The sequence below is a fragment of the Shinella sp. GW835-FHT14H05 genome (assembly GCF_058793575.1).
Map to the genome: position 1 here is coordinate 594,825 of NZ_JBXAFY010000001.1, position 24,789 is coordinate 619,613.

A 24,789-nucleotide genomic window follows, 5' to 3' on the forward strand; every position below is an offset into this window, starting at 1 on the left:
GATGCGCGCCGGAGACACGTCATGAGCCTGCCCCTCGTCTATGCCGCCCTCGTCGTCGCCATCATCTTCGAAGTGCTCGGCACCTCGGCCATGCAGGCCGCGCAGCATTTTACCCGCGTCGTGCCGACGGCCGCGATGATCGTCTGCTATGCCATCGCCTTCTTCTTCCTGTCCTGGAGCCTGCGCTACGTGCCGGTCGGCATTGCTTACGCCATCTGGAGCGGTCTCGGCATCGTGCTGATCTCGGCCGTCGGCTATTTCGCCTTCGGCCAGAAGCTCGATCCGGCAGCACTTTTCGGCCTCGGCCTCATCATTGCCGGCGTGCTTGTGCTGAACCTTTTCTCCAAATCGACATTCCACTGAAAGGCAGCCGGAATCGACAGGCCCCCCGCTTGCCAAGAAGCGGGTCTGGTCTTAATCGATTCCGGCAAATTGAAAGCGGTTTCAATTTCCGGCTTAAGAGGAATGGCACATGGCTATACGCACCATCGTATGGGGTGAAAACATCCACGAGCAGACGAACGAGATCGTGCGCTCGATCTATCCGAACGGCATGCACAACACGATCGCCGAGGCGCTCAACAGCGATCCGGCGATCAGTGCCACGACGGCGACCTTGCAGGAGCCGGAGCACGGCCTGAGCGAGGCGCGGCTTGCCGAGACGGACGTGCTCGTCTGGTGGGGCCACAAGGACCACGGTGCCGTGGACGATGCGGTGGTCGAGCGCGTCGCCAAGCGCGTCTGGGAGGGGATGGGCCTGCTCGTGCTGCATTCCGGCCATTTCTCGAAAATCTTCAAGCGCCTGATGGGCACGCCCTGCGCGCTGAAATGGCGGGAGGCCGGCGAGCGCGAGCGCCTGTGGGTCATCAACCCGCGCCACCCGATCGCCGAAGGCCTTGGCGAAAACTTCGTGCTGGAAAACGAGGAAATGTACGGCGAGCAGTTCTCCGTGCCGGAGCCGCTGGAAACGGTCTTCATCTCCTGGTTCGCCGGCGGCGAGGTGTTCCGCTCCGGCATGACTTGGCGCCGCGGTGCCGGCAACATTTTCTACTTCCGCCCCGGCCACGAGACCTATCCGACCTATCACGATGCTACCGTGCAGAAGGTGCTCGGCAACGGCGTGAAATGGGCCTTCAACCCGCAGGGCACCTACGCGGCGATCCACGATGCGCCGAACGTGCCGGTGGAAAACGCGCTGGAGCCGATCGTCGAGCGCGGCCCCAAGCTGCATGAAGCCGGCGAAGCCGGTTACCGCTGAGGCCTATTATGCGTCTTCTCATCCTTGGAACCGGCGGCATGGCGAACAGCCATGCCCAGCATTTTTCCGCAATCGAGGGCGTCGAGCTGGTCGGCGCGGTCGATGTCGATCCGTTGCGGGCCAAAGCCTTCGCCGACACGCATGGCATTCCCAATGTCTTCACCTCGCTGGAGGACGCGATCGCCTGGAACGGCTTTGACGCCGCCACCAATGTGACGCCCGACCGTGCGCATCACCCGACGACGCTGGCGCTGCTGGCGGCGGGAAAACACGTCATGTGCGAAAAGCCGCTCGCGGAAAACTACGCCAAGGCGGATGAGATGGCGCGCGCCGCCGACGCCTCCGGCCTCGTCACCATGGTGAACCTCACCTATCGCAACGTCGCCCCCTTGCAGAAGGCGCGCGAGATGGTGCTCGCCGGCGAGATCGGCCATGTGCGTCATGTCGAGGCCTCCTATCTGCAAAGCTGGCTCGTCTCGAAGGCCTGGGGCAACTGGGCGACGGAAAGCCAGTGGCTCTGGCGGCTGTCCACCCGGCACGGCTCGAATGGCGTGCTCGGCGATGTCGGCATCCACATCCTCGACTTTGCGAGCTATGGCGCGGCAAGCGAGGTGGAGCACGTCTTCGCGCGGCTGAAGGCCTTCGACAAAGCGCCGGAAAACCGCATCGGCGAATACGACCTCGATGCCAATGACAGCTTCACCATGACCGTCGATTTCGCCAATGGCGCGCTCGGTGTCATCCATTCCAGCCGCTGGGCGACCGGGCATCTGAACGAGCTGCGCCTGCGCATGCATGGCGACAGGGGTGCCCTCGAAGTCCTCCACTCCACCGAGGGCTCGCGCCTGCGCGGCTGCCTCGGCGAGGATGTCGAACAGGCGGTCTGGCGGGAGCTAGATGCCGGCACGGTGCCGACCAACTACCAGCGCTTCGCCGCCGCCGTGACCGCCGGCAAAAGGATCGAGCCCGGCTTCCGCCACGCCGCCGAGCTCCAGAAGGTGCTCGACCTTGCCATCGAGACCGAAAAGGACCGCTGCGAACGGAAGGTCTGAGGTTCAGCCCGGGGCAGAGCCTGTCGATCCGCGCACGAGGAAATCGACCGGCCAGACCTCCTGCAACCGCTCCGGCGCTTCGCCCTGCAACAACTGCAAGACCATGTCGCCGATCCGCGCGCCTGCCGCGCGGATCGGCGATTGCGTCGTGGTGACGGCCGGCATGAGATTGTCCGGGCTCAGATAGGGGAAGACGTCGTCATGGGCGATGAGGGAGACGTCCTGCCCGACCGTCAACCCCGCAATGCGGATCGCCCGCATGGCGCCAAGCGCCGACATCATCGACCCGGCAATGACGGCGGTCGGGGCAGGGCGCTGCGCCAGGAAAGACTGCATGAGGCGAAAACCGGTCTCGTCGGTGAATTCGCCATGGCCGATCAGCGCCGGATCGACGGCGATGCCGTGGACCGCGAGTGCTGCGCGAAATCCGTCGTCGCGGTCGCGCGCATAGGTGCTCACCGTGTCGCCGTTGATGAGGGCGATGCGCCGGTGGCCTAGCCCGGCGAGATGCTTCGTCGCCGTCTCGATCGCCCCGAAATTGTCGATGTCGAGAAAGGCGAAGGGTTTTTGCGCCGCGCTTCGCCCATGCACGATGAAGGGCAGGTCCAGCGCTTGCAGAAGCGTAATACGGGCGTCCGTGCAGGCGGGCATGTGCAGGATTACCGCATCCACCCGCTTGCTGGCAGCAAGCCGGCGATAGGCAGCTTCCTCGTCTGCCTCCGTCTCGACGGTCGACACGAGAATGTCGATGCCATCCTCCTGCAGGCGGGTGGAAAGCCCGCCCATGAACTCGCTGGAATGCGGCCCGAAGCGCCCGCCGCCCTGGAAAACGATGCCGATCGCGCCCGCCCGGCCGGTGGCGAGCCGTTGCGCGCTGATGTTCGGGCGGTAGCCGAGCCGTTCAGCCGCCTCCAGCACACGCGCCCGTGTCTGCGGCTTCACCTCCGGATAACCGCTCATCGCCCGGCTTACCGTCGTGGGGGAAAGGCCGATGCGGGCGGCAAATTCCTTGAGGTTCATCCTGCCTCCCTGCGGCTGTTCGATAGGCTCCAGCCTTTATGAACGTCCGGGCGCGGGGCAGCAAGCGATGGCCAGAATGGCACATCCGGACAATTAGCGGAGGTTGTATAATCCGCCTTGAATTTTGATAATAGCAAGTTAAAGTCTAAATATTAGCGATAAGGTTGTATTTCGCGGGTGAAAAACATCCGCGAAAGATTGACGTTAAATGGGTGGTGGGCCAAGGACGCGAACCTGGCGCACCGCCCCCTTCCTTCCGCGCAGGGACGGCCCGGAAGGCGTTTGGCGACCATTTTCGGGGGAATATCATGCAGGCGGGCTCGGAGCTGCCGGCTGCAACGGGTCCATCTGCGCGATCGGACCTGCGGCCGGACCATCGTGGCACATCGGCAGGCCGATGGCTGTGGCGGACACGCAAGGCAAAGGGGACGATCCGTCCCGACGCGCCGCTGCTTTATTCGCGGCGGGAGTGTGGCCGCCGTCCCGCCTATTTGCGTCATCTGGAACGTCTGTTCGGCGCCCGCCGGGCGGGTCTGCGCGCGCTCGTGTTTTCCCGCGCGCCCGTGCTGTTCCTGATGGTGGAGGAGGTCTTCCTGCTCTATGTGGCGGTCAGCCTGCTGCGGGCGCTCACCGGGCGGCGCACGGCGGGCCTGCTGCTCCGGCCGATGCCCATCACCGTGTCGCCACGCCGACGCTACCGGTGGAAACGACGGGTGCTCGGCTGGCTGAAACGCTTTCACGCCATCGAGACGCTGACCATCCTGCCCTTCAGCGTGCTGCCGGCGTCTTCCGCCATCGCCAAAGGCTGGATCTACGATTTCCAGCTCTGGGACCTGACGGATGCGGAGCGCGAGGCGGTGGAGCTGCTGCGCAGCGAGCGGCGGCCGGGCGACCGGCTGGTGCTGACGGCGATCGGCACGCAGAGCCCGCACAAGGGTTTCGATCTCTTTGCCGATATCTACGCCCGGATTGCCAGCCTGCGCACGCGCTTCCAGTTCATCGCATGCGGAAAGCTCGCGTCTGATGTCGCCGACTATGCCGCGGCCTTCTGCGAGGCGGGTGGCGTCACGGTCGATCGCGCGGTCTCGGATGCCGAACTGCTCGGCGCCTATGCGGCGAGCGATGCGGTCTGGTGTCTCTATCCGCCGGTCGGCGACCATGCTTCCGGCGTGCTCGGGCGGGCAGCCCAGCTCGGCATACCCGTCGTCGTGCGGCAGGGGTCGCTCGCGCATCGCCTCTGTATTGTCGAGAACCTCACGCATGTGCCCGCAACGGCGGATGGTGTAGCGGAACGGCTTGCCGGGCCGCTGCCGCCGCGCGACGAGGCCCGCGGGCGTCTCGCCGCAAACCGCTTCGCCCGGCAGAGCGAGGCGACGCTGCGTGCCGCCCTGGGTCTTGCGGCGAGGCGGGCGCCGTTGGACGGCTAATCAGGCGAGGCGCTTGCCGTCCTCGCCGATCACCTTCTCGCCATCCTCCTTCGCGAAGGCGCCCTTGTGCGTATCCGGCAGGATGTCGAGCACCAGCTCGGACGGCCGGCAGAGCCGCGTGCCGAGCGGCGTCTTCACGAAGGGCCGGTTGATCAGGATCGGCTCGGCAAGCATGTGGTCGAGCAGGGCGTCGTCGGAAAGCGACGGATTGTCGAGACCGAGCGTCGTATAGGGCGTGTCCTTCTCGCGAAGTGCTGCACGCACGCTGAGCCCCGCCGCCGCGATCATCGCCTTCAGATCGTCTTTCGAGGGTGGCGTGGCGAGATAGTCGATGACCGTCGGCTCGATACCGGCATTGCGGATGAGGGCGAGCGTGTTGCGCGAGGTGCCGCATTTCGCATTGTGGTAGATGATCGCGTCCATGGTTCCGGCCTTTCGAGAGCGGCGTTCGTACGGGGATGGCTTACGCGATGCCGGCCGATCGTCAAGCCTGCCTGAGCCCTTGACGCCATCTCCAGATAAAAATATAACGCGTTATATAACTTGAAATGGATATGGTATGGAAGATATCGTTCGCGCCCTCGGCTACCTCTGCCTCGGCAGCCGGCTCAAGCGCATCGGCGAGCAGGTGCAGTCGGATACGCAGCGCATCATGGAGCGGCTGGACGTGCCCTTGCAGGCAGGTCAATACCCGCTCCTTGCTGCCATCGACCGGCTCGGCCCCCTTTCGATCGGCGAGCTGGCCGAAGCGCTCGGCGTCACGCAGCCGGGCGTGACGCGGGCGGCGGGCCTGCTGGCCGAAGCAGGATACCTCACCGCGCGCAAGGAGAAGGATGACCAGCGCATCCGGCGCCTCTCGCTGACGCAGAAGGGCCAGGCGCTCATCGACCGTTCGAAACAGGACATCTGGCCGGCCATCGAGGCGGCGGTGCGCGACATCTGCGACGGGCTCGAAGGCAACTTCATCGCCCAGCTCGACCGGCTGGAGGATGCGCTCCAGGAAAAACCCCTCCATCGCCACGCGCTTGAAAACGAAGGACGCCCATCATGAAAGCCCTGCTCGACAGACCGATCTGGAGCGCGCTCGCCACCCGCCATAGAGAGCTCGGCGAGGGCGCAGGCCTCGCCCGTCGCTACCGGCCCGGTATCCTGCCGCTCGCCGCGACTGAATCTGATGACCCGCAGGCGCTGGCGGATCTGGCGGCGCTGACGCTACCGGGCGAGACGCTCATTTTCCTGATGGCCGACCCCATCGTGCCGCCGGCCGGTTTCGAAGTACTGACAGCCGCGCCCGCGGTCCAGATGATCGCCCGGAACGTGCCGACCGCTACCCCGGACGAGGCCATTGTGCCGCTCAACGAAAGCGACGCCGAAGACATGCTGGCGCTGGCGACGCTGACGAAGCCCGGCCCGTTTTCGCTGAAGTCCCAGGCGCTCGGCCGATTCTGGGGTGTGCGGGAGGGCAGGACCCTCGTCGCCATGGCCGGCGAGCGCATGAAGCAGCCCGGTTTCACCGAGCTCAGCGGCGTCTGCACCCACCCGGATCACCGGGGCAAAGGCTATGCCCGGCGGCTATCCCTGCATGTCGCCGCCCAAATCACGCAGGCCGGCGACCAGCCGTACCTGCACGCCTATGCCGGCAACGCTGCCGCCATAAGCCTCTACGAGGCGATCGGTTTCACGCTGCGCAGCCCGATGCATGTCGCCGCCCTGCGCAAACCCGTCTGAGCCTTCCTTGTAACGTTCAGCGCCCTGTCAGCCGCTTGCGTGATCCTGCCGTCACGATTGGCAGGACAGGACCTCATGAACCGACATTTGAAAAGGGCGGGCCTCTTTCTCGGCACCGCAGCCGCCGCGCTCGGCCTATATCTCACCTTCATCCAGCTGACCGGCAATTTCGCCACGGTCGTCCCCGGTGAAGTCTACCGTTCTAACCAGCCCACCAGCGCCGACATCACGACCTACGCCGCCCGCTACAACATCCGCACCATCATCAACCTCCGCGGCCGCCATGAAACGGCCAGGTGGTACAAGGACGAGGCCGCGGCAGCCACGAGCCTCGGCCTGAACCTCATCGATTTCCCCCTGCAGGCCGACCGCCGCCTCGACTCCGCGACCGCCGCAAAACTCCTCACTGTCCTGCGCGACGCCCCACGCCCCATCCTGATCCATTGTCGCTCCGGCGCCGACCGCACGGGCCTGGCTTCCGTCATCTACCTCGCCCGCATCGCAAAGATCGACGAGGAAACCGCCGAGCGCCAGCTCTCTCTCCGCTACGGTCACATCGGTGTCCCATTTTTGTCGCCGACCTATGCGATGGATGAAAGCTGGGAAGATCTTGAACGGGCGGCAGGTTCAGCCAGCTAGCCTATTGATAACGTGAGCACGCGAGGCTTCGAACGAGATCAGCCCATGATGTTCCTCGCACGGAGGGGCGGCATTTGATAATGTGCTTTCAAGCAATAACGTACCGAGTGTTTTGGGTTGATGGGTCAGAATTACGAGGGTGATGTCGAGATGGTTCGCCAAATTCCGGCGGTGCCATCGATCCTGGATGTGGTTTGCAAGGTCACAGGGATGGGCTTCGCGGCCGTGGCACGGGTGACCGAAGATCGATGGATCGCCTGCGAGGTCCTGGACAATATCGATTTTGGCTTGAAATCCGGCGGCGAGCTGCGCATCGAAACCACGATATGCAACGAAATCCGCGATAGCCGGCAGGCCGTGATCATCGACCACGTGTCTGAAGACAAAACGTTTTCCAGCCATCATACGCCGGCGCTGTATGGCTTCCAAAGCTATATATCGATGCCGATCATTCTAGCGGATGGAAGTTTTTTCGGTACGCTATGCGCCATCGATCCGCGACCCATGCGCTTGAACACGCCGGAAACCATCGGCATGTTCAAGCTGTTCGCCGAACTGATCGCCGTGCATGTCGATGCCCGGTCTGCCCTCATTGCCTCGCGAGAAAGTCTCGTCCTTGAGAATGAGAGACTTGCCGCGTTTCAGGGCAAATTGCTGGATGCGCAAGCTGCCTCGGAACTCCGCGAACAGTTCATCGCCGTTCTTGGCCACGACCTTCGCAATCCACTGGCCGCAATCAGCGGAGGGACGAACTTCCTCTTGCGCAGGATCGACGATGATCAGTCGAGATCGGTCCTGCAGAAGATGGCCGCCAGCGTTCAGCGAATGGCGGGGCTCATCGACAATGTCATGGATTTCGCACGGGGCCGCCTCGGTGGCGGTTTGACGTTGACCACAACGACCAAATCGCTGGAGCCGATGCTCGTTACCGTTATGGACGAGATCAAAGCCGCTTTTCCGCATCGACAGATCGAAATCAGTCTTGCGCTCGCCCATGACGTTCATGGCGATCACGCCCGTCTCGGGCAGCTCTTCTCGAACCTTCTCGGAAACGCGATCGCGCACGGCTCGGAAGACAGCCCCGTCCGCGTTGAAGTGACAACCAATCCGGCCGGTTTCACGCTGGTAGTCGAAAACGGCGGCACAAAAATCCCGCCCGAAACCCTGGAGCAACTTTTCCAGCCGTTTCGAAGGGGCAAAGTACGCGATAGTCTTCAGGGCTTAGGGCTCGGCCTGTTCATCGCCTCGGAGATAGCCAAGGCGCACGGGGGAACATTGACCGTCGTGTCGGACGATGAGCGCACACGCTTCACGCTGACAGTGCCCGGTTTTGTCCCGGGCAAATAAGATTGGCGCACCCGACAGGATTCGAACCTGTGACCTTTGGAATCGGAATACAATTCTCGGCTGTTTCCGGCTGCTTCCTGTTGCCAGACTGAACCAGATTTTGCTACCGATATCAAGGAGTAGCAACTGCCGGGAAGTCCAACGGTCCTTCCTCAAATTTCCCGTAATCTGCTTCCTGTTGCTTCCTATTTGCTTCCTGTAAAAATGGGCTTGAGTGTTGGAATGGCCAAATTAACGAAGAGACTGGTTGATGGTTTTGAGCCCCGGGACAAGGACTATTTCGAATGGGACGACGAGCTGCCGGGGTTCGGAATTCGAGTATGGCCCTCCGGTCGAAAGACCTACGTCGCGCAGTACCGCGCCGGTGGCCAGACGCGCCGCTTCAAAATTGGCGTGCATGGTCCGCTGACGGTAGAGGAGGCGCGCCGAGAAGCGAAGGGCGTCCTCGGTGACGTCGCGCGCGGCGACGACCCGCAACTGGATCGCGCCACCCGCCGGAAGTCTCTGACGATCGAGGAGCTTGTGGACGACTACTTCGCCGCTGCTGAAAAGGGCCTCATCCTCGGCAAGCGGAACATGCCGAAGAAGGACCACACCATCTACGTCGATCGGGGCCGGGCCAAGCGGCATATCGTGCCGCTCGTCGGGAAGAGGATCGTGAAGGACTTTACGGCCGCCGAAGGCACCAAGATGATGCGCGACATCACGGCTGGGAAGACGGCGATCGTCGAAAAGACGGAAAAGCTGCGCGGCCGGGCCAATGTGCGGGGCGGTGCCGGAACCGCGTCCCAGGCTCTCACGCTGCTGAGCGGCATGTTCACGTTCGCTGTTTCAGAGGGTGTTATCGCCTACAATCCGCTGCGCGGCATCAAGAAGCCCGCGGTGGGCAAGCGGAACCGTCGGCTGGATCCGAAAGAGTACCGCGCGCTCGGCAAGGCCCTGGAGGAAGCGGACGACGAAATCTGGCAGGGTATTGTCGGAACGAAGCTGTTCCTCTTGACGGGCTTCCGGCTGAGCGAGATTGCCGGCCTGATGTGGTCGGAGGTCGATGACGACGGGAACTGCATCCGGCTCGACGACTCCAAGACCGGCGCGTCAACCCGCCCGATCGGCCGGGCCGTATTCGATGTGCTGGCCACTGCGAAGCGGGAGGCCGACAACAAATACGTGCTGCCCGGCCCGCGAAGCGATGAAGGTTTTTACACGGCGCTCGACGATGCAATCGGCAGGCTGACAAAGCGGGCAGGGCTGAAAGGCGTGACTTCGCACACCTTGCGGCATTCCTATGCCAGCGTGGCCGGCGACCTCGGCTTCACCGAGATCACCATCGCTGCGCTGTTGGGCCACTCCGCCGGCAATGTCACGCAACGGTATGTCCATCACCTCGACAGCGTTCTGGTTGCCGCGGCCGACAAGGTTTCAAGTCATGTCTGGAAGATGATGACGACGGACCCGGCGGAGGTAAAGAAGCTCCCGCGCCGGGCCTGATTTCAACGCTGTTCGGAGGTGGAGCGAACCGGCCGCGAAAGCCGCTGCTCCACCCAGGCATCGAGCCCGTCGACGGGATACAGGGGGATGCGTCCATTGTACTGCATCGGAGGGCCGCCGCCGTTGGTGGCCATCTTCTCCAGCGTGGAATAGGCGATCTCCAAGCCGTGGTGTTCCAGCAGGTAAGCCGGAACATCCGCGCGACGGAGACGGGGGCGCGTCGGTGACGTGGTCGTGTTGTCGGTAACGAGTTTCATCGGCGATCCTCCAGCAGCGTGTCCGCGACCGCCTGTGCTGTGTTGATTTCGTTCTCGGCGCGCTCGACCAGCAGGCCGAAGGCGCACATGTCGCGTTGGTTTTGCATGCCGGCGGCGGCAAGGCGGATCGCGTGGAGGTAGCTTCGGACTGCTCCGAACGCATCTTCGAGCTTGGTTGCCGCGGTCTTGGTCATCGGCCGGCACCTCTCCGGAAATCGTAGATCAGCGGTAGCCGCGGGCTGTCGGCATATTCATCAGCCTTCTTGGATGCCGCGGGAGAGGCCGCGATCATACGCAGCGCTATAGGAACGCCATCGCCCGACGAACGGCGTGTCGGAAGTTCCTCAGCGTAGCCGGACCAGTCGGCATCGCCGCCTTCCTCGACGTCAGCGTCCCCGTCCATGGTGTTCAGTAGATCGATCGCGGCGTCTATCCAGCGCTCCAGCTCGGCGCGGCGGAAGTTTTCGATGGCGAGACTTCTCATCTTCCCGCCTCCCAATTCGCGAAGGCCGTCGTGCCGGTCACATCATCGGTGAGCAGCGGCCCGTCATCGACATGGACCTTGGCAACACGGGGAGACTTGCGGTTAGTCGGATCGCCGACTGTGAGCACGAAATGGTGCGTGTGGTCGATCTCGCTACGCCAAGAATAATCCGGGTGCATTTCGGCCATAACCTCGGCCAAAGCGTTGGCGTGGTAACGAGCTTTTTCGGCAGGCATCGCCACGGCGAGAAACGCATCGACGCTCGGCTCACGGGGCGCGTCTGCAGCGATTGCGCCGCTAGATCCCGTAGCGGCAATCCAGCCAAGTAAGGTGCGACGGGTCGTTTTCATGCTGTTGCCCTCCCATCGACTACATCGACAGGGAGAATAAGGTCGCCGGCCAACACTCGAACTGCATCCATCAGTTCTGAACTTGGAACTGAGGCCCACCGATCTGTGCCCGCGACGAGGATCATTGCCAGTTCGCGCGCTGTCGTCGGGACGCGCTCGACCAACGTATTTTGCAAGGCGTTGTATTCGACGTGGATCTTGTCCGCGTCTTCGTCAGTATCGGCAGCGTCCTCTCGCGCTTCAGCGTCCTTCCAGAGCTGAAAAAGGGTTTCGATTTCATCGAACCCAGGGACCGGCAGATTGAAACCGGTCATCAGCGTGAGGCCGCTCCCTACAGCGGTGAGCGTTGCGACTTCGGTGCGGTGGTCGATCGCCTTCAGAAGCTCCATGACGCGCGACGACAAGCGCCGCAGTTCATCCTGCGGGCTCTCCGCAGCTTCGCCGGATCGCCGGTCCCAAGCGGTCATGTTGCTGAACATGACCGTGTTCCCTGCCTTTTCCGATGGGAGAACCAGCGCCTGATAGCCGCCGCCGTGCCAATTGTTCAGGGCGTCGGAAAGCTCCCATGCAAGCCGGTTGACGTGATCAACAGGCAACTCGTCCAACTTGAGGCCCATTGGAAGGGCACCGAAAAAGACGTTCGCCGACAGTTCTGCCGGGAGGACATGGGCATACCAGTCCGCATTGTCACAATCCTTGAGGGCTGCTGACAGCTCCTTGGACAAGCGGCGGGCCTTGATCCACGGGTGCTCCGCTGTTGAAATTTCGGGCACAGTTGTGCTATTGGACTGCTTGTCCATTTCAGGCATCCCTATGTGTTTGAGTGGGCTTTCAGCAGAGCGGGGATCGGCCTCAGAAACTTCTCCCCGCCTGCTGCTACTGACCGGCCGGAGCCGGCATTTCCTCCCGCTGAACCCGTTCCATCCGTTCGCGCACGGCGCGTATGATTTCGCTGTTCTGGGAACTTAAGTTATGAGCCGCCTGATCCCGCAAAAAGGTCCGTACATCTGCCGGCAGGCGAACCATCAGTCCGGTCGTTTCCTTTTTCATTTAACCCTCCGTTAACCCTAATATCGCTTCGATATCATGTTTCGTCAATCGGCTATATCGTTCCGATATCATTTATTTTATATCGGATTGATATTATGGAGATGGGCATGGGCAGACCACCGAAGACACCGAACGAAGAACTTGATAAATTCCTGCTGCGTATGCCTGACGGTCTCCGCGATACCATCAAGGCATCTGCGGAGGAGAATGGCCGGTCGATGAACCAAGAGATCATCACCGCACTGGAAGAATTCTTTCCACGAGCGCCGACCGATGAAGAGCTTATCCACGATATTAAGGGAATTCTCTCGATTGACCCAGCCCTGACGAGAGGGATCGACAGGTACAATCTTCGTGCAGCTCTCGAGGAATTGGCCGACCGGCTGACGCCGTTCGATGGCGCATCCCTTCGCCAAGAGCCTTTTATTTGGGTTCCCAAGGAAACCCTGAACCGGCTTGATGAATTCGTTGCAAGCACCCGACACGGCAACAGAGATTCGGCGGCCGACTTTTTTATCAGGTCGGGCCTCGACAGGATCGATGAGCATCAAGCTTTGTCGCGTTCGCCTGAGAGTGAAGTGCCATAACATCACGCCTTCCCCTCGCATGCGCGTGCGTATGCACGCATAGCGCTCGACGCGCAAATCATTGGCGGGTGCAAAGCGGACCCGCCAACCGGGTCGCAAACGGACCCGGTTTCGACGCCACTTAGGTTAAAGGGAAACCTAAGTTCTTCCATGAGCAGCGACCGCAGGAATCGTTCCCCGAGGTCGTCGCCGTATTCGAGCAGGCAATCGAGAAGCGCGTCCCGGTCTCCGACCGTGCCGGCGAGGAGGTATGCCACCTTCTCTTGCACGTCTTCCGCCGATCTGCACGGTGCCGAGACGAACTCAAGAAACGCTTCGCGCTCGATTGCGCCAGTCGCCTTAGCCAGTAAGGCGTCGATAGCAAGGCCGTTGGCGTCGAAGGACCCTTCGTCGACGAGGACGGTGAAACGGTGCGCGTCAATATATGCTTGGACGGGGGAGGGGTGCGTGACCATATCGGCTCCAGTCGTTCACTGGCCCGATTATTAATGGGCTATAAACCATATTGTCAATGGCCTATAGCCCATATTTGCTGTGTGAGTTCCTCAGCGGGGGGACTGCTTCGGAAGTGTAGCGAAAATTTCACCTACCCAATCAAGCTGAACGTTCTCGATTGGCGCGGCGTTGAACGACATTAATGTCACGGCGTTTCCTGCACCGCGAACGATGGTTTTCAGGAACCGTCTGCCGTCGCTTGTGCGGACCGCTGCGTCTTCGCCAAAGAATGCGTGGGTCGGACGCTTTTGGTCCTTGTAGACGACGACGATGTGGCCGTCCTTGTAGACTGGCAGCATAGAATCCCCTCGAACCTGCAAGGCGATCATGTCTGCGGGAAGCAGGAAGGGTACATGGATTTGATCCAGGCCTTCGGGTGGAACTTGCTCGAACTCCGGCATGATTTCGGCGCCGGCCCCGATGAAGCCCATCAGCGGAACGATCGCGTCGCCGACATCCTTCTCGCCGATGAGGTAGGCGACAGGTTTGCCAACGACCTTTGCGAGAGCGATGAAGTTCTCAATGGTCGGCTCTTTGTCACGCTTCAATAGATCGCGGACATAGGTATCGCCTTTGCCTGCAAGGCGCGACGCCGTGAGCATGTTGATACCAGCATCCTCAAGGGCTTTAGCCAGTCGAGTTTTCCAAATCTGTTCCATGAGGGGGCTTATAGCCCATTTCAGCGCTTGCGGTCATCTGGGAAATAGCCTAATGGTTAATGGGCTATTTCCCATATTGAGGTTGAGCATGAATGATTTCATCGATGAGATCGACCGCTTCATGGCGCTGACAGGCATGAAGGAGACGGCTTTCGGCGTCGCGGCCCTGAACGACGGAAAGTTCGTCAAGAAACTGCGGGCCGGACGCCGCTGTTGGCCCGAAACGATGGGCCGAGTCCGCTCTTACATGAAGCAGGCCGCGAAAGACCACCGCCAAACGCACAAGAAGGCGCGTGCATGAACGGCGAACGCCTGACCCATGTCGAGATGGTTGAAGGCCTCGGCAAGATGATCACGTCCAAGGCCGATTGGCTGGCGACGTTCTCTTCCGGCTCGAAGAAGCGGCCCGACCACGAAATCGAAATCCAGCGAAATCACCTGACCGTGTTGCAGCAGGCTGCTGACGATTACCAGCGCGCCGCCGACCGGCCGGCGAGGAGTGCATGATGCAAAAGCGTGAGATCACTCGTTTTGATGTTGACAGCGTTGAGGTTCACCGACGGCTACGGCCGATCTCGGAGGATGCGGTCGGGCGCTTGGAACTCTCAATGGCCATGCTTGGCCTGAATACACCTATAACCGTCCGATATTATGAGGAGCGACCGGAGCATTTCCCGAAGAGCGACTTCGTTGATGCCGTTGTGCTCATAGCCGGCGCGCATCGTCTGGAGGCGGCCAAGCGTCTCGGATGGAGTGAAATCGAGTGCTTCGTTCTATTTGACGGCGACGAGATTGACGCGCAGCTCCTGGAAATTGCCGAGAACTTGCATCGTGCAGAACTGACTGCGTTGGAGCGTGACGAACAGGTGGCGCTCTGGGTGAAGTTGAATGCTGAGCGATTTTCGTCTCAACCTGCGACGAAAATAGATCGCGGGCGTCCTGAGGGCGGTGTGAACGCAGCGGCTCGCGAGCTTGGCCTTTCCAAGGACAGTGCTCACCGATCCGTGAAAGTCGCCGGACTTTCCGAAGCGGCCAAGGAAGCAGCACGCGAAGTCGGCCTCGATGACAATCGCACCGCACTGCTTGAAGCTGCAAAGCACAAGACCGCCGACGCGCAGGTGAAAGCGCTGAAAGATCGGAAGGCGATCAAGACGGCGGAGAAGGATGCCCTCAAAACTGAGGAGATCCCCGAACCGCATTTCGACCCGCTCGCTGTGCGGACGATTACGCCCGCCACGCCCGACTACAATGGGCTTACGCCGGATCAGCGCATCTTCGAGCTCATGGACCACGTCACTGCTCTTGAGGGCGATATCCGTGGTTATGTCGCCGAGCTGAAAACCTTCCGCGACATGAAAGTCCAGTTCGAGCAGGGCGGCTTCGACAAGGTCGTCGCCGGCAAAGACGAGGTGATCCGCGGCCTCGAAACGCGGGTCTACAGCGAGAGCGCCGGCAAAGCCGAATGGATGCGCAAGGCGAAGTTCTGGGAAAAGCAAGCTCGCGAACTCGGATGGCGAGATACGCGCCAGGACGGTGCGCCGGCTGATGTTCCCGCCGACTACGACGAGGCTTTCCTTGCCGCGGTCAATGGGGCGGAGGGCGGGGGGCATTGAACATGCATTCGCTTTTCGACGAGCCCTTCAAGCCGCGCGAGATCGATCTTCGGCCCTATCAGGAGGGCGCCGTGACGGCGGTGCGGGGGCAGATGGCCGCTGGCGCGCGCCGTATCGTCCTGGCGTCACCGACCGGGTCTGGCAAGACCGAGATCGGCATGTCCTTCATTCTCCGGAGCCAATTGAAGGGCTCGACCGCGTGGTTCATCGTGGACCGGGTGACGCTGATCGACCAGACCAGCGAGCGGTTCTTCGCCCACGGTATCGATCACGGTATCATCCAGGGCGATAACCGCCTGACCGATTACTCCAAGCCTGTGCAGATCGCCAGCGCACAGACGCTCGGCCGTCGCAGCATCCGTAAGCTGCCGGATCTCATCCTCTGGGATGAAGCGCACTGCGAATATAAGTCGGTGTTGAAGCTTATCGACGAGGCGCAGGACGCCCGCGTCATCGGCCTCACAGCAACCCCCTTCACCGCTGGCATGGCCGATCATTGGGATGGCATCGTCAACGTCACCACCGTGAACCGCCTCCTCGCCGAAGGCTATCTCGCGCCCCTGAAAATCAAGGCCTGCGTGTCCCCTGACATGAAAGGTGCGAAGAAGAAATTCGACGGCGAATATGAGGATGAGGAGGCCGGCCAGCGCGGTATCGTCATCATCGGCGACGTGGTCCGGACTTGGATAGAGCAGACCGTCGCGCAATTCGGCAGACCGGTGAAGACAATCGTCTTCTCGCCTTCGGTAAAGCATGGCGAAGAGCTTTGCCGCCAGTTCGCCGAGGCCGGCTTCAACTTTCAGCAGATTTCCTACCTCGACAAGTCGGATGACGATCGCAAGGAGAAAATCAAGGAGTTCCGCAAGCCGGATAGCGCGATCCATGGCCTTGTCTCGTGTGCGGTACTGACCAAGGGCTTCGACGTGCCGGACGTGCTGTGCGGCATCTCCTGCCGGCCCTACGCAAAGTCATTCTCCAGCCACATACAAGAGATGGGCCGCGTCATGCGGACATTCCCCGGAAAGCAGTTCGGCCTTTGGCTCGACCATTCCGGGAACTGCATTTCGTTCGCCGATGACACGGCCTGGCTCTACGAATACGGCGTCGCTAGCCTGTCGACCGCGCAGAAGAAGGACAGCGAACCGCGCGAGCCGGCCGAGAAGGAAAAGGCGAAGCACTTCTGCGGTTGCTGCGGGCTCCAGCTTGCCCCGGTGGCAATATCGTGCCCCGCATGCGGATGGGAGCGTCCCACGGCGAGCACCATCCAGTTCGTGCAGGGCGAACTCGTCGACCTCGACTTGTCTGCCGCAACGGCCTTCAGGCCGCGTTCCGGCCTGCGCGCGGATTGCCTGAAGGACCCGAAGGCCGTCTGGAACGCCGCGTTGTCGCATTGCCTCGTCGCCAGCAGGGGCGGGGAGGATGCAGCGCGACGATGGGCCTTTGGTGTCTGGCGAGGCATCTATCCCGATAGCAAATTGCCGATGGGGCTTTACGACGCGCCGGCCTATCCTTCCGCGGTCACGCAGCACGAAGCCTCGCTCGTTGAGCGGGAAATCAGCCGTTACCGCAAGGGCAATAAGCGCAAGGTGGCGGCATGACGGTGGACGATGCCGTTTCCCGCGCCTGCGCTGACGTCGGCATCTTGCCACCGACGGGCAAGCTCGACTTCGGCCGGTGGCTGAAGACGTCGACCCTTTCCGGAAAGAACGGCAAGGGCGACGGGCGCGTGATGATCAACGACGCGTGCGTCACCGGGTTCAATTGGCAGACGGGCCAGAGCTCGACTGTGTGGCTGAAGGACGCCACGTCGCCGACAGTGCGAAAGCAGGTTCGGCAGGACATTCACAAGCAGCAAGCCGAGCGAGTCCGTCGCGCGCAGGAGGCAGCCGGCATCGCCGCGCGCCTCGTCGCGGCTGCACAACTTCAGACACACGCATATCTCGTCGCTAAGGGCTTCCCCGACGAGTTGGCGCTGGTTGTCGACGCGGCCGTCGTCGTCAGGATCGGCGGCAAGTATCTCGTGCCGGACGAGGGCGGCGCCGCGATCGTCATCCCCGCCCGCATCGGCGCGGTGGTGCGCAGCGTCCAGCTTATCTGGGAGAGCGGGGAAAAGAAGTTCCTCGCGAACGGCGAGATGGGCGGGGCCAGCCACAGGATCGCCACCGGGCGCGATAGATGGCTTTGCGAAGGGTTTGCCACCGGATTGACGCTCCGGGCCGCCCTGAAGGCCCTCCGGCACACGGCGACGGTTCTTGTGTGCTTCTCCGCATCCAACGTCGAAACGGTGGCACGCGGCGCCCAAGGCCGATCCTACATTGCCACGGACCACGACAGGCCCATCCCGCAATTCGGCGGCGCCGGTGCCGGCGAATTCTACGCACGCCGCTCAGGTGTGCCCTTCCTGCTGCCGCCGGCAGTAGGTGACGATCTCAACGACATCCACCAGCGCGACGGGCTCTTTGCTGTCCAGCGGCTGATTTGTGACTTCCTGAAAGGTGCGCGGCCGTGAGCAGCAAATACAAACGCAAAGGCAAGGGCAAGTTCGTCATGATCGACGGCTACGTGAAGCGCAGCGAGGCATGGAAAGCGCTGACGCCCATAGATCGTTGCGCCTACATCGAAGTCAAATGGCGATACGATGGGTCCAATAATGGACGCATAGGTCTTGGGTGCCGCGATCTGGCCGACGAGCTGAATATGGGCCGTAACACGGCTAATCGGTCACTCGATGCTCTCCAGGAAAAGGGCTTTATCGCCAAGGCCAAGAGCAGCGGTTTCAACGTCAAAAACCGCGCCGTCACGGAATGGCGACTGACCGAATATCCCTGCGACGTCACCGGTGAATTGCCGACAAAAGACTTCACGCGGTGGGGCCTTGCGAAAAAAACACAGTCCCATGCAGGGGACACACAGTCCCACCCACGGGACACGACCGCATCGAAAACGGTGAAAACTGCCCCTCACAGCCCCACCCAGCGGACTGTGAAGCCGATTTCCGACGTTTCACAGTCCCATGCAGGGGACACATATAGATATACCATGGGGGGTACGCCCGATGTCGCATGACGATCTCCCTCTCTTCGCATGGACGCCGCCGCGCAAGATCATCCCGTTCCCGGCTCGCCTTCGAACAGGCCACGCTCGGAAGGTCGCCGTCCAGCTTTCCAAAGCCCGAACCAACCGCGAAGCCGACCACGTCCTGTCTCGCGCCATGGAAACCTTCTGCCGTCATCTTGAGGCTGCCGACGTGCCGGCCGCTGAGGTCGAGAGCGAACGCGTCGCATACCTGAAGGCCATCGATAGCGAGTGCAACAAGGTCAACGCCTCGTGGCGGCCGGTCGTGTCGCCCGCGTCCGATAATTCTGGAGGTGCGGCATGAAATTCTCCTACGCGCTCACGCTGCTGGCGGGCGGCTTCATTTCAAGCGGCTACCACACCATGCCGTCCGAGGCGGCCTCGCTGTTTTTCTTCCTCGGCATCGCCGCCCTGCTGGGTGCTGCCGTCGTTCACTCGGAGATGGGCCTATGAGCGCGCACGCCACACGCCCCACCGCCGAATACCTCCGGGATTGGCATCGCCATATCGACGCAACCGGGCGGCCGGAGAGCTTTAAGGGCGTCTCGACCGATAGGCCGGTTAACAGCGAGGGCATGTTTCTCCTGTCCGACGACGTCCGCGTCCCGGTGCAGAAGCGCGAGGGCGGCTCGATGGTGCCTTGCCCGGTGTGCTCTCCGAACAGCCCGAAGTTCGCGATCGGCCGTATGGCCTGGTTCCCCGCCGAGAGTGCAGTCCGCTTCATCGGCCACGATTGCGCCGCCAGGCACTTCGAGGAGGACTTCAAGCTGGCGGAGGTCCGCTTCCGCACGGAGCTCAAGGCGATCAAGGCGCAGGAGCTGTGGGCCGATATCGGGCCGAATGTGCACTGGCTGATCACCGCGGCCGCGCAAATGAAGCCCGTTGCGAAGGCCCTGCAGGAATGCAGATCGCATTTCGGATGGGAGGAGCAGGACTTCGCCCCGTTCTTCAATCGGGTGCAGGCCGGGCAGCACACGGTGCCGTTGTCGGCTGACCGCTTCGCGAAGACCGGCCAACTCGCCGGCATGGATTTCTTCACTCCCGACTTCCGGCCGTGCGACAAGCTGGAGGAGATCCGCGCCGCATTGGAGGACGCCCGTCTGCCGTTGCCGGAGTGGGAGATGGGCTACGGCGCAGACGCTGCCGCCGACGAGATCGTGGCACGCGGCGAGCGCCTGCAAGCAGCACTAAAGGCGTTCCCGCCGTTGCTCGATGCTGTCCGCTCGGCGCGCGACTTCCTGACCGAGGCGAACTTCCTGACGTTCCGGAAATGGTTCGCCACCGGCAAGTCGCCGTTCGGCACGCTGGACATGACGATTGAGGGCGGCACCGCCACGGTGAAGGCGAGCACGTTCCAGCGCCAGTATGCCTTCACCTTCGAGATACCCAAGACGACATTCGGAATTCTGCCGTGCAAGGCGGATGTTTGCTTCAGGAGACAAGCGCGTTGACAGAAACGAAAACTGAAACCGGAAAGAGCTACGTCGTGGTGGACCGCGATCACCGAGGCTGGACAATTGCCGACGGCAAGCTCTACCGGAACCGGGTGCTCGCCGCGTTGGCAGCGGCCGGCCGGGAAAATGCAATAGTGCTGCCAGCCCGTCGTCGTCGCCTGCACCTTGAGGCGGTAGGAGGGCGGCCGGCCAGTAAGACCGTCATCAACGTGGACTGGAGCGCATGCGGCGACGTGGCGCGACAGGCTGGCGAGAACTGGTATGCCGTTCGTGTTGCTCCCGGTTCCCAAAAGATGGCGAGGCCAATACCGGATGAAGAGCCCCACCGACTTGGGGAGAGCATCGTGGAGCGTAACCTCCGACACGCTGGCATCGACGTCTATTCGCCGTCGTTCTGGCGCGAGTACCGACGGCATCGGGGCGGCAAGCTGCGCGAGCAGCGACTTCCCTTCCTCGTCGGCTATGTGTTCATTCTTCGAAACCCCGGCCTCGGCTTTAACGCGGTGAGGGATGTGGACGGCGTCGTCGATATCGTTTCGATCGGTGGCAGGCCAGTTCCGGTGAGCGAGGAGGATGTGCGTTTCCTGATGATCGCGATGTTCGACCGCCATCAGGGCTTCATTTTCCAGAAGGCGCAGAAGACCGAGGAGGCTCGCTTCAAGCGAAAGCAGATCCTCAACACGGAGCTAGGCCGGCATCTGCCGAAGGGCCGGGGCCGGACTGTTTCCCTGCGTGTCTACGCCGACGAGTGCATGGCTTCGCTGCCGGCGGTGACGCAGGCGAGGATTATGGGAATAGCTTCCGCGCTGGACGGGCTTGAGCAGGACAAGAGTCTTGATGATTTCCGCGAACCGGTATAGTTTCCTGCGCGGGATGACTGAATTCCTTGCGCCCCTCATGCTTCGCGCTGACAGGCTGCCGGTCCCACTGCCGAACAAAATGCATTCGGCGCGATGGGGAAGTTGCACCCTTTTTCAGCTTCAGCGGGCAGGACAAACGGTAAGTCGCCGGTCTCATAATCCGGAAACATCGGGTTCAACTCCCGAGCCCGCAACCAGATAGTCGGCGCTTGTCTCCTCCGTTCGAGCGCTGGCTGGCCGTAGGGACCGGAACGTCCTACGGCCGATAAAATGGCTGAGCTAACCTTGTGCAGGCTTATCCTCCAGCGACATGATGACATCTGCGACATGCTCTTGGCGTCTCATCTTCGCCAGCTTTGGCGAGGCAAGCGCTTCCTTGCAATCGAGTGTGTCATGCCACGCTCTCATGTTGGAGTAGATCGCAGTGCAGGCATAGGCCACGGTAAGCGGGATCTCGACAGGGGCACCAGTGTCACGCCGTGCGCCCTTCTCGTAGAGTTCGATCGTCGACTTAGACAGGCCCAGCTTCTCCGCTGCCTTGATCTGGTTGAAGCCCATTACCGCGCGCCATGCCTTGAAATCGTCTGGTGTCATGGTATCGTTCCTCTCGATGGAAGGGGTGAGACGAAATGTTTTCCGGAGGGACCGGGCCGATGCCCGATCCCCGTTATTCGGAAGCTGAAGGTCAGGGTTAGCCTGCAAGCCTTAAACCTGAGCGTCAGCCGGAATTTCAATCGTCTCACCTCCTTCTAGACCCGAAGCGCAACTGCTTCGGTGAGATTGCTATAGCGTACAATGTACGCTGTGTATAGCCTTCTTTGGCTTAAATTGTCCTAAAATGTACGCTGAAGCTGATTATAACCATGTCGGGTATTTGAAGAAATGACTCGCCTTTTGCAATTGGTGTGATTTGATACCCCGTACTTGGGGGCATCATGCAAAAAACGATTCATTACCGTAGCGTCGAGTGGTTCGGCGCCCGTGAAAATCTTCGCGCTCTGATTAGCCAGACATTAGAGGCTAGGCCGAACGTGAGTGACACTGAGTTCCCGACCGGCGGAGAAATCTGCGAGGTCCGGCACCGCGACTTGTCGCGACGGGGAGAGGTGCGGCTGCACGTATCACTGCACGTACCGGGTCGTCGCAAGGCCATCAGCCCGCGCGCGATTGGGGTTCCGGCAGGGGATCTCTCTGTTGCTGCAGCTCCTCGTGGTGCGGAATTCACAGAGCGCGAAATCGCCATCGTGGTAAGGCACGACGCTGTGGGCTTTGTTGTCGGAGGCCGAGCGCGGACGACGACTGTTCGGAACGTTCTCGCTGGCTTGATACAACTCGGGCACGGAGACGGTATTGGTAACCGCTTGCACCTTTCCGCACGTGCGGACCAAGCCGCGATACGTGAACTTCTCGCACAGGGCGTTGATCGGTTTGAGCTCGGGCTTAGCCTTCCTCACGTTAATGCGCAGGCTGTCGTGGCCGCGCAACCCGTGACTATCGGGACCTCAGTCGCCCGCGCGATCGCAACTGCCTTGTCGACGAGACTTGAAGAAGATCATCCGGACGCGAACATCGACGACCTGGCAAGCATGAATGTCAGCCTGACAATCAATGCACGCCGTCGCGCACTTGAAGGGGAGATCGACACGCTTACGGCGCTGGCTACAGACGCGGTGGAAGACGACGAGGAGTTCACCATCCGAACGCTCAACAAGGCGAAAATTTCGCGTGAACAGCTTCTTCTGACCTCCTCTTACCATCAACCCGGCGAGGTAGCTGTGTTAAACTACGTAATGGCCTGGAACGAGATAACCGAATTCCTCAACGGCATAGCGTGATCATGACCGACAAGCCGGGACACAGGAAACTTGCGAGGAGTCGTATCGGGGCTGCTATTGCGGCGCTGATGGTCGCTGCGGGTGCTACTGTTCTCTTTGGAAGCCGGCTTTCTAACGAAGCTGACGTTTTGAGCTTCATTGCGACAATTTTTTCCATCCTTGCGGGCGTCCTGATTGCGGTCATATCCATCTTGGGCGATCCGAGCATGCTGCTGGACCAATCATGGCGCCACAGCTATTTGTCAGCGGCGGAAACACAAAGAAAGATTCACAGGCAAACAGACATCTTTATCGTCTATGTCCTCCTGTTGATCAGCCTGTTTGTCTTCATGCTCATCGACCCGGCAAGCCGCGCCTATTGGTACATGCAGCGTGTGACGTTCTTCCTAACCGTGCTCGCATTTATCGCGTCACTAACGCTGCCGTTTAGTCTCAGGGCCATCCAGAAAACCCGGCTGGATAAGGCAATAGAGCAAATTCGCGGAAAGTAAGGCTCAGAAGCACAAGCCATTCCAACATCGTATGCCTCTCGCGATAGGCGTCTGTTGTTACGCCCGCCAGCCCATCGCCCTCCGCTGCGTGGCGACAGACAGCAGCAGCGAAACCGTCGCTGGAGGTCACCCGTCTACGTCCATGGCCGATGAACTGGACGCAGGGATGTCGTTCGCAGTGTTGAGCCAGATACCGTAGACGTAGTTCTGTCCCCCCTCAGGCGGCCATGAGAGGATCTGCCTTTGAGCAGGCGGGACTTGGAAGTCAGCATAAACTATGCTGCCAAATTGATTGTACTCGCGGTATCCCACGACCATGTGCCCGGAGCCGTCCGGTCGGCGGAAGTCGATCCCGAAATACTGCCCTGAACTGACTGTCGAAGCGATGAGGTAATGGGCCTGGTGGATCGTAGATCCTTCGTTCGCGCCTGCAACTCGAATGTTAAAGCCGGCGCGAACATACGGTTTAGCTGACAGGCCGGCATCTCGAAATAACGCTTCGATCTCACCCCGATTGGCGGTGTCCTGCTGCATCGTTCCTGCAAGAGCCACAAGGTCACTAACACTCATGTTCTTGAGAGCGGCCACCGTACAGAAATAGCAATTCTGGTTGAGGTTGCTCGGATTTACGTTCTGCTCGAGTGTAGCGCACAGATCGAAGCCAGTCGGCATATTCAAGGTTCTCCCAACGGTCATATTCGCGGTGAACTTGCAACGCCTGATCGAAGGAGTCGAGAGGCAGACGCCACGCGCCCGCCAGTTGATCATCCTCCCATGCTAGGTGGCAGACAGCACCAGCGCATCCAATCGCTAAACTCGACGGCGCGTCCACCAAGTATCGTTCGAAAATGTCAGCCTCGCATGATCGCCTGCCCCGGACATATGCACTGACAGGTCGCCCCACTGAGGTAGGCGAAAACCACCACCTTCCGCGATGCCAGCGGCCGTGTCGCCAAGTTCGTTGGTGAAATAAAGGCCGTCGCCTTCCGGTGTCACCCCCACGTTGCACTGTCCATTGACCTCGCCACATTTGGGCGCGGTGCAGTACCAGATACCTCGCCATTGGTCGATGTCGCGTGCTCCGCTCGTGTCTGCTTCAGAACTCATAACTCCCCCGCTAGGCCGAATGTCGGCGGCCAACGCTACATTGCAATCCGCGAATATTGCAGAGCAACAGTGCAGGAGTCGATAGGCATGGCCCGCAACCGCTACTACCGCTCTCCACACTGGCGCGCCCTATAGAGGGCAGCACACGAGCGAGATGGATGGCGATGCATCGTGCCGGGATGTCAGACACCGACGCATCGGCTCACATGCGACCACGTCATGCGTAGGCCAAACGTAGACCACCCGACCAGCTATGACGTCATCGAGAACACCCGCACCCTATGCGGCAACCACGATGGCAGGGTGAAAGAGCTTGCATCGGGTAAGAGGCGGCACGACGGGAAGCTAATTGTCTCAGGGTGCGACGTGACAGGCCAACCCCTTGACCCGAACCACCCATGGAACAGGGCCTGAAGGCCAAGGCCTGAGACGAAAGAATATTACGCGTCCAAGCAATATTCAAACGTGTAGCGGATGTGCAACAGGGGGGGGTGGGCCGCCTCTGGGAGGGCT

General features: G+C 61.1%; 34 protein-coding genes and 1 tRNA gene. 23 read left to right on the top strand and 12 right to left on the bottom strand.

Annotated elements, in window-relative coordinates:
• Positions 1–21: 21 nt before the first annotated feature.
• From AC1Q6Z_RS02870 to AC1Q6Z_RS02880, 3 genes are all read left to right on the top strand, one after another.
• A complete protein-coding gene (locus AC1Q6Z_RS02870; RefSeq protein WP_492646655.1) occupies positions 22–363 on the top strand; it encodes a DMT family transporter in 342 nt (113 codons plus the stop codon).
• Positions 364–472: 109 nt separating this feature from the next.
• Positions 473–1,258, top strand: a complete 786-nt coding sequence (locus AC1Q6Z_RS02875; protein WP_492646656.1) for a ThuA domain-containing protein — start codon at positions 473–475, stop codon at positions 1,256–1,258.
• A gap of 8 nt (positions 1,259–1,266) precedes the next feature.
• Positions 1,267–2,310: a Gfo/Idh/MocA family protein gene (locus tag AC1Q6Z_RS02880; protein WP_492646657.1), complete on the top strand. Its 1,044-nt coding sequence runs from the start codon at positions 1,267–1,269 to the stop codon at positions 2,308–2,310.
• A gap of 3 nt (positions 2,311–2,313) precedes the next feature.
• On the opposite strand, the gene AC1Q6Z_RS02885 is transcribed toward AC1Q6Z_RS02880, so the two are convergent.
• A complete protein-coding gene (locus tag AC1Q6Z_RS02885; protein WP_492646658.1) occupies positions 2,314–3,330 on the bottom strand; it encodes a LacI family DNA-binding transcriptional regulator in 1,017 nt (338 codons plus the stop codon).
• A gap of 308 nt (positions 3,331–3,638) precedes the next feature.
• On the opposite strand from AC1Q6Z_RS02885, the gene AC1Q6Z_RS02890 reads away from it, so the two are divergent.
• A complete protein-coding gene (locus AC1Q6Z_RS02890) occupies positions 3,639–4,757 on the top strand; it encodes a glycosyltransferase family protein (RefSeq protein ID WP_492646659.1) in 1,119 nt (372 codons plus the stop codon).
• Here the strand turns inward: AC1Q6Z_RS02890 and arsC are convergent, their stop codons facing one another.
• Entirely contained in the window at positions 4,758–5,180 is a 423-nt protein-coding gene (arsC, locus tag AC1Q6Z_RS02895; RefSeq protein ID WP_492646660.1) for an arsenate reductase (glutaredoxin), read from the bottom strand.
• Positions 5,181–5,316: 136 nt separating this feature from the next.
• On the opposite strand from arsC, the gene AC1Q6Z_RS02900 reads away from it, so the two are divergent.
• From AC1Q6Z_RS02900 to AC1Q6Z_RS02920, 5 genes are all read left to right on the top strand, one after another.
• Positions 5,317–5,808, top strand: a complete 492-nt coding sequence (locus AC1Q6Z_RS02900; protein WP_492646661.1) for a MarR family winged helix-turn-helix transcriptional regulator — start codon at positions 5,317–5,319, stop codon at positions 5,806–5,808.
• Positions 5,805–6,485 (top strand): GNAT family N-acetyltransferase, encoded by a 681-nt coding sequence (locus AC1Q6Z_RS02905; RefSeq protein ID WP_492646662.1) that lies wholly within the window; start codon positions 5,805–5,807, stop codon positions 6,483–6,485. Before AC1Q6Z_RS02900 ends, AC1Q6Z_RS02905 begins: the two co-directional genes overlap by 4 nt.
• A 75-nt stretch (positions 6,486–6,560) precedes the next feature.
• Complete coding sequence (locus AC1Q6Z_RS02910; RefSeq protein ID WP_492646663.1) at positions 6,561–7,124, top strand: dual specificity protein phosphatase family protein; 564 nt, start codon at positions 6,561–6,563, stop codon at positions 7,122–7,124.
• A gap of 120 nt (positions 7,125–7,244) precedes the next feature.
• Positions 7,245–8,471, top strand: coding sequence for a GAF domain-containing sensor histidine kinase (locus tag AC1Q6Z_RS02915; RefSeq protein ID WP_492646664.1), 1,227 nt, complete (start codon positions 7,245–7,247; stop codon positions 8,469–8,471).
• A gap of 222 nt (positions 8,472–8,693) precedes the next feature.
• Positions 8,694–9,959 (top strand): tyrosine-type recombinase/integrase, encoded by a 1,266-nt coding sequence (locus AC1Q6Z_RS02920; RefSeq protein WP_492646665.1) that lies wholly within the window; start codon positions 8,694–8,696, stop codon positions 9,957–9,959.
• Between the two features lie 2 nt (positions 9,960–9,961).
• Here the strand turns inward: AC1Q6Z_RS02920 and AC1Q6Z_RS02925 are convergent, their stop codons facing one another.
• The 6 genes from AC1Q6Z_RS02925 to AC1Q6Z_RS02950 form a co-directional block, all read right to left on the bottom strand.
• On the bottom strand, positions 9,962–10,216 hold the full coding sequence (locus AC1Q6Z_RS02925; RefSeq protein WP_492646666.1) for a hypothetical protein: 255 nt from the start codon (positions 10,214–10,216) through the stop codon (positions 9,962–9,964).
• Positions 10,213–10,410 (bottom strand): hypothetical protein, encoded by a 198-nt coding sequence (locus AC1Q6Z_RS02930; protein WP_492646667.1) that lies wholly within the window; start codon positions 10,408–10,410, stop codon positions 10,213–10,215. Before AC1Q6Z_RS02930 ends, AC1Q6Z_RS02925 begins: the two co-directional genes overlap by 4 nt.
• Complete coding sequence (locus tag AC1Q6Z_RS02935; protein WP_492646668.1) at positions 10,407–10,700, bottom strand: hypothetical protein; 294 nt, start codon at positions 10,698–10,700, stop codon at positions 10,407–10,409. Before AC1Q6Z_RS02935 ends, AC1Q6Z_RS02930 begins: the two co-directional genes overlap by 4 nt.
• Positions 10,697–11,050, bottom strand: coding sequence for a hypothetical protein (locus tag AC1Q6Z_RS02940; protein WP_492646669.1), 354 nt, complete (start codon positions 11,048–11,050; stop codon positions 10,697–10,699). The genes AC1Q6Z_RS02935 and AC1Q6Z_RS02940 overlap by 4 nt, the downstream gene beginning before the upstream one ends.
• Positions 11,047–11,850, bottom strand: a complete 804-nt coding sequence (locus tag AC1Q6Z_RS02945) for a hypothetical protein (protein WP_492646670.1) — start codon at positions 11,848–11,850, stop codon at positions 11,047–11,049. Before AC1Q6Z_RS02945 ends, AC1Q6Z_RS02940 begins: the two co-directional genes overlap by 4 nt.
• Positions 11,851–11,926: 76 nt before the next feature.
• Positions 11,927–12,100 (bottom strand): Arc family DNA-binding protein, encoded by a 174-nt coding sequence (locus AC1Q6Z_RS02950; protein ID WP_492646671.1) that lies wholly within the window; start codon positions 12,098–12,100, stop codon positions 11,927–11,929.
• Positions 12,101–12,207: 107 nt separating this feature from the next.
• On the opposite strand from AC1Q6Z_RS02950, the gene AC1Q6Z_RS02955 reads away from it, so the two are divergent.
• Positions 12,208–12,687, top strand: coding sequence for an Arc family DNA-binding protein (locus AC1Q6Z_RS02955; RefSeq protein ID WP_492646672.1), 480 nt, complete (start codon positions 12,208–12,210; stop codon positions 12,685–12,687).
• 2 nt (positions 12,688–12,689) lie between these two features.
• On the opposite strand, the gene AC1Q6Z_RS02960 is transcribed toward AC1Q6Z_RS02955, so the two are convergent.
• Both AC1Q6Z_RS02960 and AC1Q6Z_RS02965 read right to left on the bottom strand, forming a co-directional pair.
• Complete coding sequence (locus AC1Q6Z_RS02960) at positions 12,690–13,142, bottom strand: hypothetical protein (RefSeq protein ID WP_492646673.1); 453 nt, start codon at positions 13,140–13,142, stop codon at positions 12,690–12,692.
• Positions 13,143–13,232: 90 nt separating this feature from the next.
• Positions 13,233–13,841 (bottom strand): S24 family peptidase, encoded by a 609-nt coding sequence (locus AC1Q6Z_RS02965; RefSeq protein ID WP_492646674.1) that lies wholly within the window; start codon positions 13,839–13,841, stop codon positions 13,233–13,235.
• Between the two features lie 88 nt (positions 13,842–13,929).
• Between AC1Q6Z_RS02965 and AC1Q6Z_RS02970 the strand changes: the two genes are divergently transcribed.
• The 11 genes from AC1Q6Z_RS02970 to AC1Q6Z_RS03020 all read left to right on the top strand — a co-directional run bounded on the left by AC1Q6Z_RS02970 (position 13,930) and on the right by AC1Q6Z_RS03020 (position 21,036).
• Positions 13,930–14,142 (top strand): hypothetical protein, encoded by a 213-nt coding sequence (locus AC1Q6Z_RS02970; RefSeq protein ID WP_492646675.1) that lies wholly within the window; start codon positions 13,930–13,932, stop codon positions 14,140–14,142.
• Positions 14,139–14,348, top strand: coding sequence for a hypothetical protein (locus AC1Q6Z_RS02975; RefSeq protein WP_492646676.1), 210 nt, complete (start codon positions 14,139–14,141; stop codon positions 14,346–14,348). Before AC1Q6Z_RS02970 ends, AC1Q6Z_RS02975 begins: the two co-directional genes overlap by 4 nt.
• On the top strand, positions 14,345–15,454 hold the full coding sequence (locus AC1Q6Z_RS02980) for a ParB/RepB/Spo0J family partition protein (protein WP_492646677.1): 1,110 nt from the start codon (positions 14,345–14,347) through the stop codon (positions 15,452–15,454). Before AC1Q6Z_RS02975 ends, AC1Q6Z_RS02980 begins: the two co-directional genes overlap by 4 nt.
• Positions 15,455–15,456: 2 nt before the next feature.
• Complete coding sequence (locus AC1Q6Z_RS02985) at positions 15,457–17,052, top strand: DEAD/DEAH box helicase (RefSeq protein WP_492646678.1); 1,596 nt, start codon at positions 15,457–15,459, stop codon at positions 17,050–17,052.
• On the top strand, positions 17,049–17,963 hold the full coding sequence (locus AC1Q6Z_RS02990) for a toprim domain-containing protein (RefSeq protein WP_492646679.1): 915 nt from the start codon (positions 17,049–17,051) through the stop codon (positions 17,961–17,963). The genes AC1Q6Z_RS02985 and AC1Q6Z_RS02990 overlap by 4 nt, the downstream gene beginning before the upstream one ends.
• Positions 17,960–18,520, top strand: a complete 561-nt coding sequence (locus tag AC1Q6Z_RS02995) for a hypothetical protein (protein ID WP_492646680.1) — start codon at positions 17,960–17,962, stop codon at positions 18,518–18,520. The genes AC1Q6Z_RS02990 and AC1Q6Z_RS02995 overlap by 4 nt, the downstream gene beginning before the upstream one ends.
• A complete protein-coding gene (locus AC1Q6Z_RS03000) occupies positions 18,510–18,833 on the top strand; it encodes a DUF6074 family protein (protein WP_492646681.1) in 324 nt (107 codons plus the stop codon). The genes AC1Q6Z_RS02995 and AC1Q6Z_RS03000 overlap by 11 nt, the downstream gene beginning before the upstream one ends.
• Positions 18,830–18,982, top strand: a complete 153-nt coding sequence (locus tag AC1Q6Z_RS03005; RefSeq protein WP_492646682.1) for a hypothetical protein — start codon at positions 18,830–18,832, stop codon at positions 18,980–18,982. Before AC1Q6Z_RS03000 ends, AC1Q6Z_RS03005 begins: the two co-directional genes overlap by 4 nt.
• Positions 18,979–19,980 (top strand): hypothetical protein, encoded by a 1,002-nt coding sequence (locus AC1Q6Z_RS03010; protein WP_492646683.1) that lies wholly within the window; start codon positions 18,979–18,981, stop codon positions 19,978–19,980. Before AC1Q6Z_RS03005 ends, AC1Q6Z_RS03010 begins: the two co-directional genes overlap by 4 nt.
• On the top strand, positions 19,977–20,843 hold the full coding sequence (locus tag AC1Q6Z_RS03015) for a transcription termination/antitermination NusG family protein (protein ID WP_492646684.1): 867 nt from the start codon (positions 19,977–19,979) through the stop codon (positions 20,841–20,843). Before AC1Q6Z_RS03010 ends, AC1Q6Z_RS03015 begins: the two co-directional genes overlap by 4 nt.
• A 123-nt stretch (positions 20,844–20,966) precedes the next feature.
• Positions 20,967–21,036: transfer RNA gene (locus tag AC1Q6Z_RS03020), tRNA-Met, on the top strand.
• An 86-nt stretch (positions 21,037–21,122) separates the two neighbouring features.
• Here the strand turns inward: AC1Q6Z_RS03020 and AC1Q6Z_RS03025 are convergent.
• The gene (locus AC1Q6Z_RS03025) at positions 21,123–21,437 is read right to left on the bottom strand and encodes a helix-turn-helix domain-containing protein (RefSeq protein WP_492646685.1); all 315 of its coding nucleotides are present in this window, start codon (positions 21,435–21,437) and stop codon (positions 21,123–21,125) included.
• 341 nt (positions 21,438–21,778) lie between these two features.
• Between AC1Q6Z_RS03025 and AC1Q6Z_RS03030 the strand changes: the two genes are divergently transcribed.
• Together AC1Q6Z_RS03030 and AC1Q6Z_RS03035 are read left to right on the top strand one after the other, a co-directional pair.
• On the top strand, positions 21,779–22,678 hold the full coding sequence (locus AC1Q6Z_RS03030; RefSeq protein ID WP_492646686.1) for a hypothetical protein: 900 nt from the start codon (positions 21,779–21,781) through the stop codon (positions 22,676–22,678).
• Between the two features lie 2 nt (positions 22,679–22,680).
• Complete coding sequence (locus AC1Q6Z_RS03035) at positions 22,681–23,169, top strand: hypothetical protein (protein WP_492646687.1); 489 nt, start codon at positions 22,681–22,683, stop codon at positions 23,167–23,169.
• A 126-nt stretch (positions 23,170–23,295) separates the two neighbouring features.
• Here the strand turns inward: AC1Q6Z_RS03035 and AC1Q6Z_RS03040 are convergent, their stop codons facing one another.
• The gene (locus AC1Q6Z_RS03040) at positions 23,296–23,841 is read right to left on the bottom strand and encodes a hypothetical protein (protein WP_492646688.1); all 546 of its coding nucleotides are present in this window, start codon (positions 23,839–23,841) and stop codon (positions 23,296–23,298) included.
• Positions 23,842–24,789 lie beyond the last annotated feature (948 nt).

Coding starts and splice junctions, on each gene's coding strand:
- AC1Q6Z_RS02870 (WP_492646655.1), top strand. CDS start 22: ATGAGCCTGCCCCTCGTCTATGCCGCCCTCGTCGTCGCCATCATCTTC.
- AC1Q6Z_RS02875 (WP_492646656.1), top strand. CDS start 473: ATGGCTATACGCACCATCGTATGGGGTGAAAACATCCACGAGCAGACG.
- AC1Q6Z_RS02880 (WP_492646657.1), top strand. CDS start 1,267: ATGCGTCTTCTCATCCTTGGAACCGGCGGCATGGCGAACAGCCATGCC.
- AC1Q6Z_RS02885 (WP_492646658.1), bottom strand. CDS start 3,330: ATGAACCTCAAGGAATTTGCCGCCCGCATCGGCCTTTCCCCCACGACG.
- AC1Q6Z_RS02890 (WP_492646659.1), top strand. CDS start 3,639: ATGCAGGCGGGCTCGGAGCTGCCGGCTGCAACGGGTCCATCTGCGCGA.
- arsC (WP_492646660.1), bottom strand. CDS start 5,180: ATGGACGCGATCATCTACCACAATGCGAAATGCGGCACCTCGCGCAAC.
- AC1Q6Z_RS02900 (WP_492646661.1), top strand. CDS start 5,317: ATGGAAGATATCGTTCGCGCCCTCGGCTACCTCTGCCTCGGCAGCCGG.
- AC1Q6Z_RS02905 (WP_492646662.1), top strand. CDS start 5,805: ATGAAAGCCCTGCTCGACAGACCGATCTGGAGCGCGCTCGCCACCCGC.
- AC1Q6Z_RS02910 (WP_492646663.1), top strand. CDS start 6,561: ATGAACCGACATTTGAAAAGGGCGGGCCTCTTTCTCGGCACCGCAGCC.
- AC1Q6Z_RS02915 (WP_492646664.1), top strand. CDS start 7,245: ATGGGTCAGAATTACGAGGGTGATGTCGAGATGGTTCGCCAAATTCCG.
- AC1Q6Z_RS02920 (WP_492646665.1), top strand. CDS start 8,694: ATGGCCAAATTAACGAAGAGACTGGTTGATGGTTTTGAGCCCCGGGAC.
- AC1Q6Z_RS02925 (WP_492646666.1), bottom strand. CDS start 10,216: ATGAAACTCGTTACCGACAACACGACCACGTCACCGACGCGCCCCCGT.
- AC1Q6Z_RS02930 (WP_492646667.1), bottom strand. CDS start 10,410: ATGACCAAGACCGCGGCAACCAAGCTCGAAGATGCGTTCGGAGCAGTC.
- AC1Q6Z_RS02935 (WP_492646668.1), bottom strand. CDS start 10,700: ATGAGAAGTCTCGCCATCGAAAACTTCCGCCGCGCCGAGCTGGAGCGC.
- AC1Q6Z_RS02940 (WP_492646669.1), bottom strand. CDS start 11,050: ATGAAAACGACCCGTCGCACCTTACTTGGCTGGATTGCCGCTACGGGA.
- AC1Q6Z_RS02945 (WP_492646670.1), bottom strand. CDS start 11,850: ATGGACAAGCAGTCCAATAGCACAACTGTGCCCGAAATTTCAACAGCG.
- AC1Q6Z_RS02950 (WP_492646671.1), bottom strand. CDS start 12,100: ATGAAAAAGGAAACGACCGGACTGATGGTTCGCCTGCCGGCAGATGTA.
- AC1Q6Z_RS02955 (WP_492646672.1), top strand. CDS start 12,208: ATGGGCAGACCACCGAAGACACCGAACGAAGAACTTGATAAATTCCTG.
- AC1Q6Z_RS02960 (WP_492646673.1), bottom strand. CDS start 13,142: ATGGTCACGCACCCCTCCCCCGTCCAAGCATATATTGACGCGCACCGT.
- AC1Q6Z_RS02965 (WP_492646674.1), bottom strand. CDS start 13,841: ATGGAACAGATTTGGAAAACTCGACTGGCTAAAGCCCTTGAGGATGCT.
- AC1Q6Z_RS02970 (WP_492646675.1), top strand. CDS start 13,930: ATGAATGATTTCATCGATGAGATCGACCGCTTCATGGCGCTGACAGGC.
- AC1Q6Z_RS02975 (WP_492646676.1), top strand. CDS start 14,139: ATGAACGGCGAACGCCTGACCCATGTCGAGATGGTTGAAGGCCTCGGC.
- AC1Q6Z_RS02980 (WP_492646677.1), top strand. CDS start 14,345: ATGATGCAAAAGCGTGAGATCACTCGTTTTGATGTTGACAGCGTTGAG.
- AC1Q6Z_RS02985 (WP_492646678.1), top strand. CDS start 15,457: ATGCATTCGCTTTTCGACGAGCCCTTCAAGCCGCGCGAGATCGATCTT.
- AC1Q6Z_RS02990 (WP_492646679.1), top strand. CDS start 17,049: ATGACGGTGGACGATGCCGTTTCCCGCGCCTGCGCTGACGTCGGCATC.
- AC1Q6Z_RS03000 (WP_492646681.1), top strand. CDS start 18,510: ATGTCGCATGACGATCTCCCTCTCTTCGCATGGACGCCGCCGCGCAAG.
- AC1Q6Z_RS03005 (WP_492646682.1), top strand. CDS start 18,830: ATGAAATTCTCCTACGCGCTCACGCTGCTGGCGGGCGGCTTCATTTCA.
- AC1Q6Z_RS03010 (WP_492646683.1), top strand. CDS start 18,979: ATGAGCGCGCACGCCACACGCCCCACCGCCGAATACCTCCGGGATTGG.
- AC1Q6Z_RS03025 (WP_492646685.1), bottom strand. CDS start 21,437: ATGACACCAGACGATTTCAAGGCATGGCGCGCGGTAATGGGCTTCAAC.
- AC1Q6Z_RS03030 (WP_492646686.1), top strand. CDS start 21,779: ATGCAAAAAACGATTCATTACCGTAGCGTCGAGTGGTTCGGCGCCCGT.
- AC1Q6Z_RS03035 (WP_492646687.1), top strand. CDS start 22,681: ATGACCGACAAGCCGGGACACAGGAAACTTGCGAGGAGTCGTATCGGG.
- AC1Q6Z_RS03040 (WP_492646688.1), bottom strand. CDS start 23,841: ATGCCGACTGGCTTCGATCTGTGCGCTACACTCGAGCAGAACGTAAAT.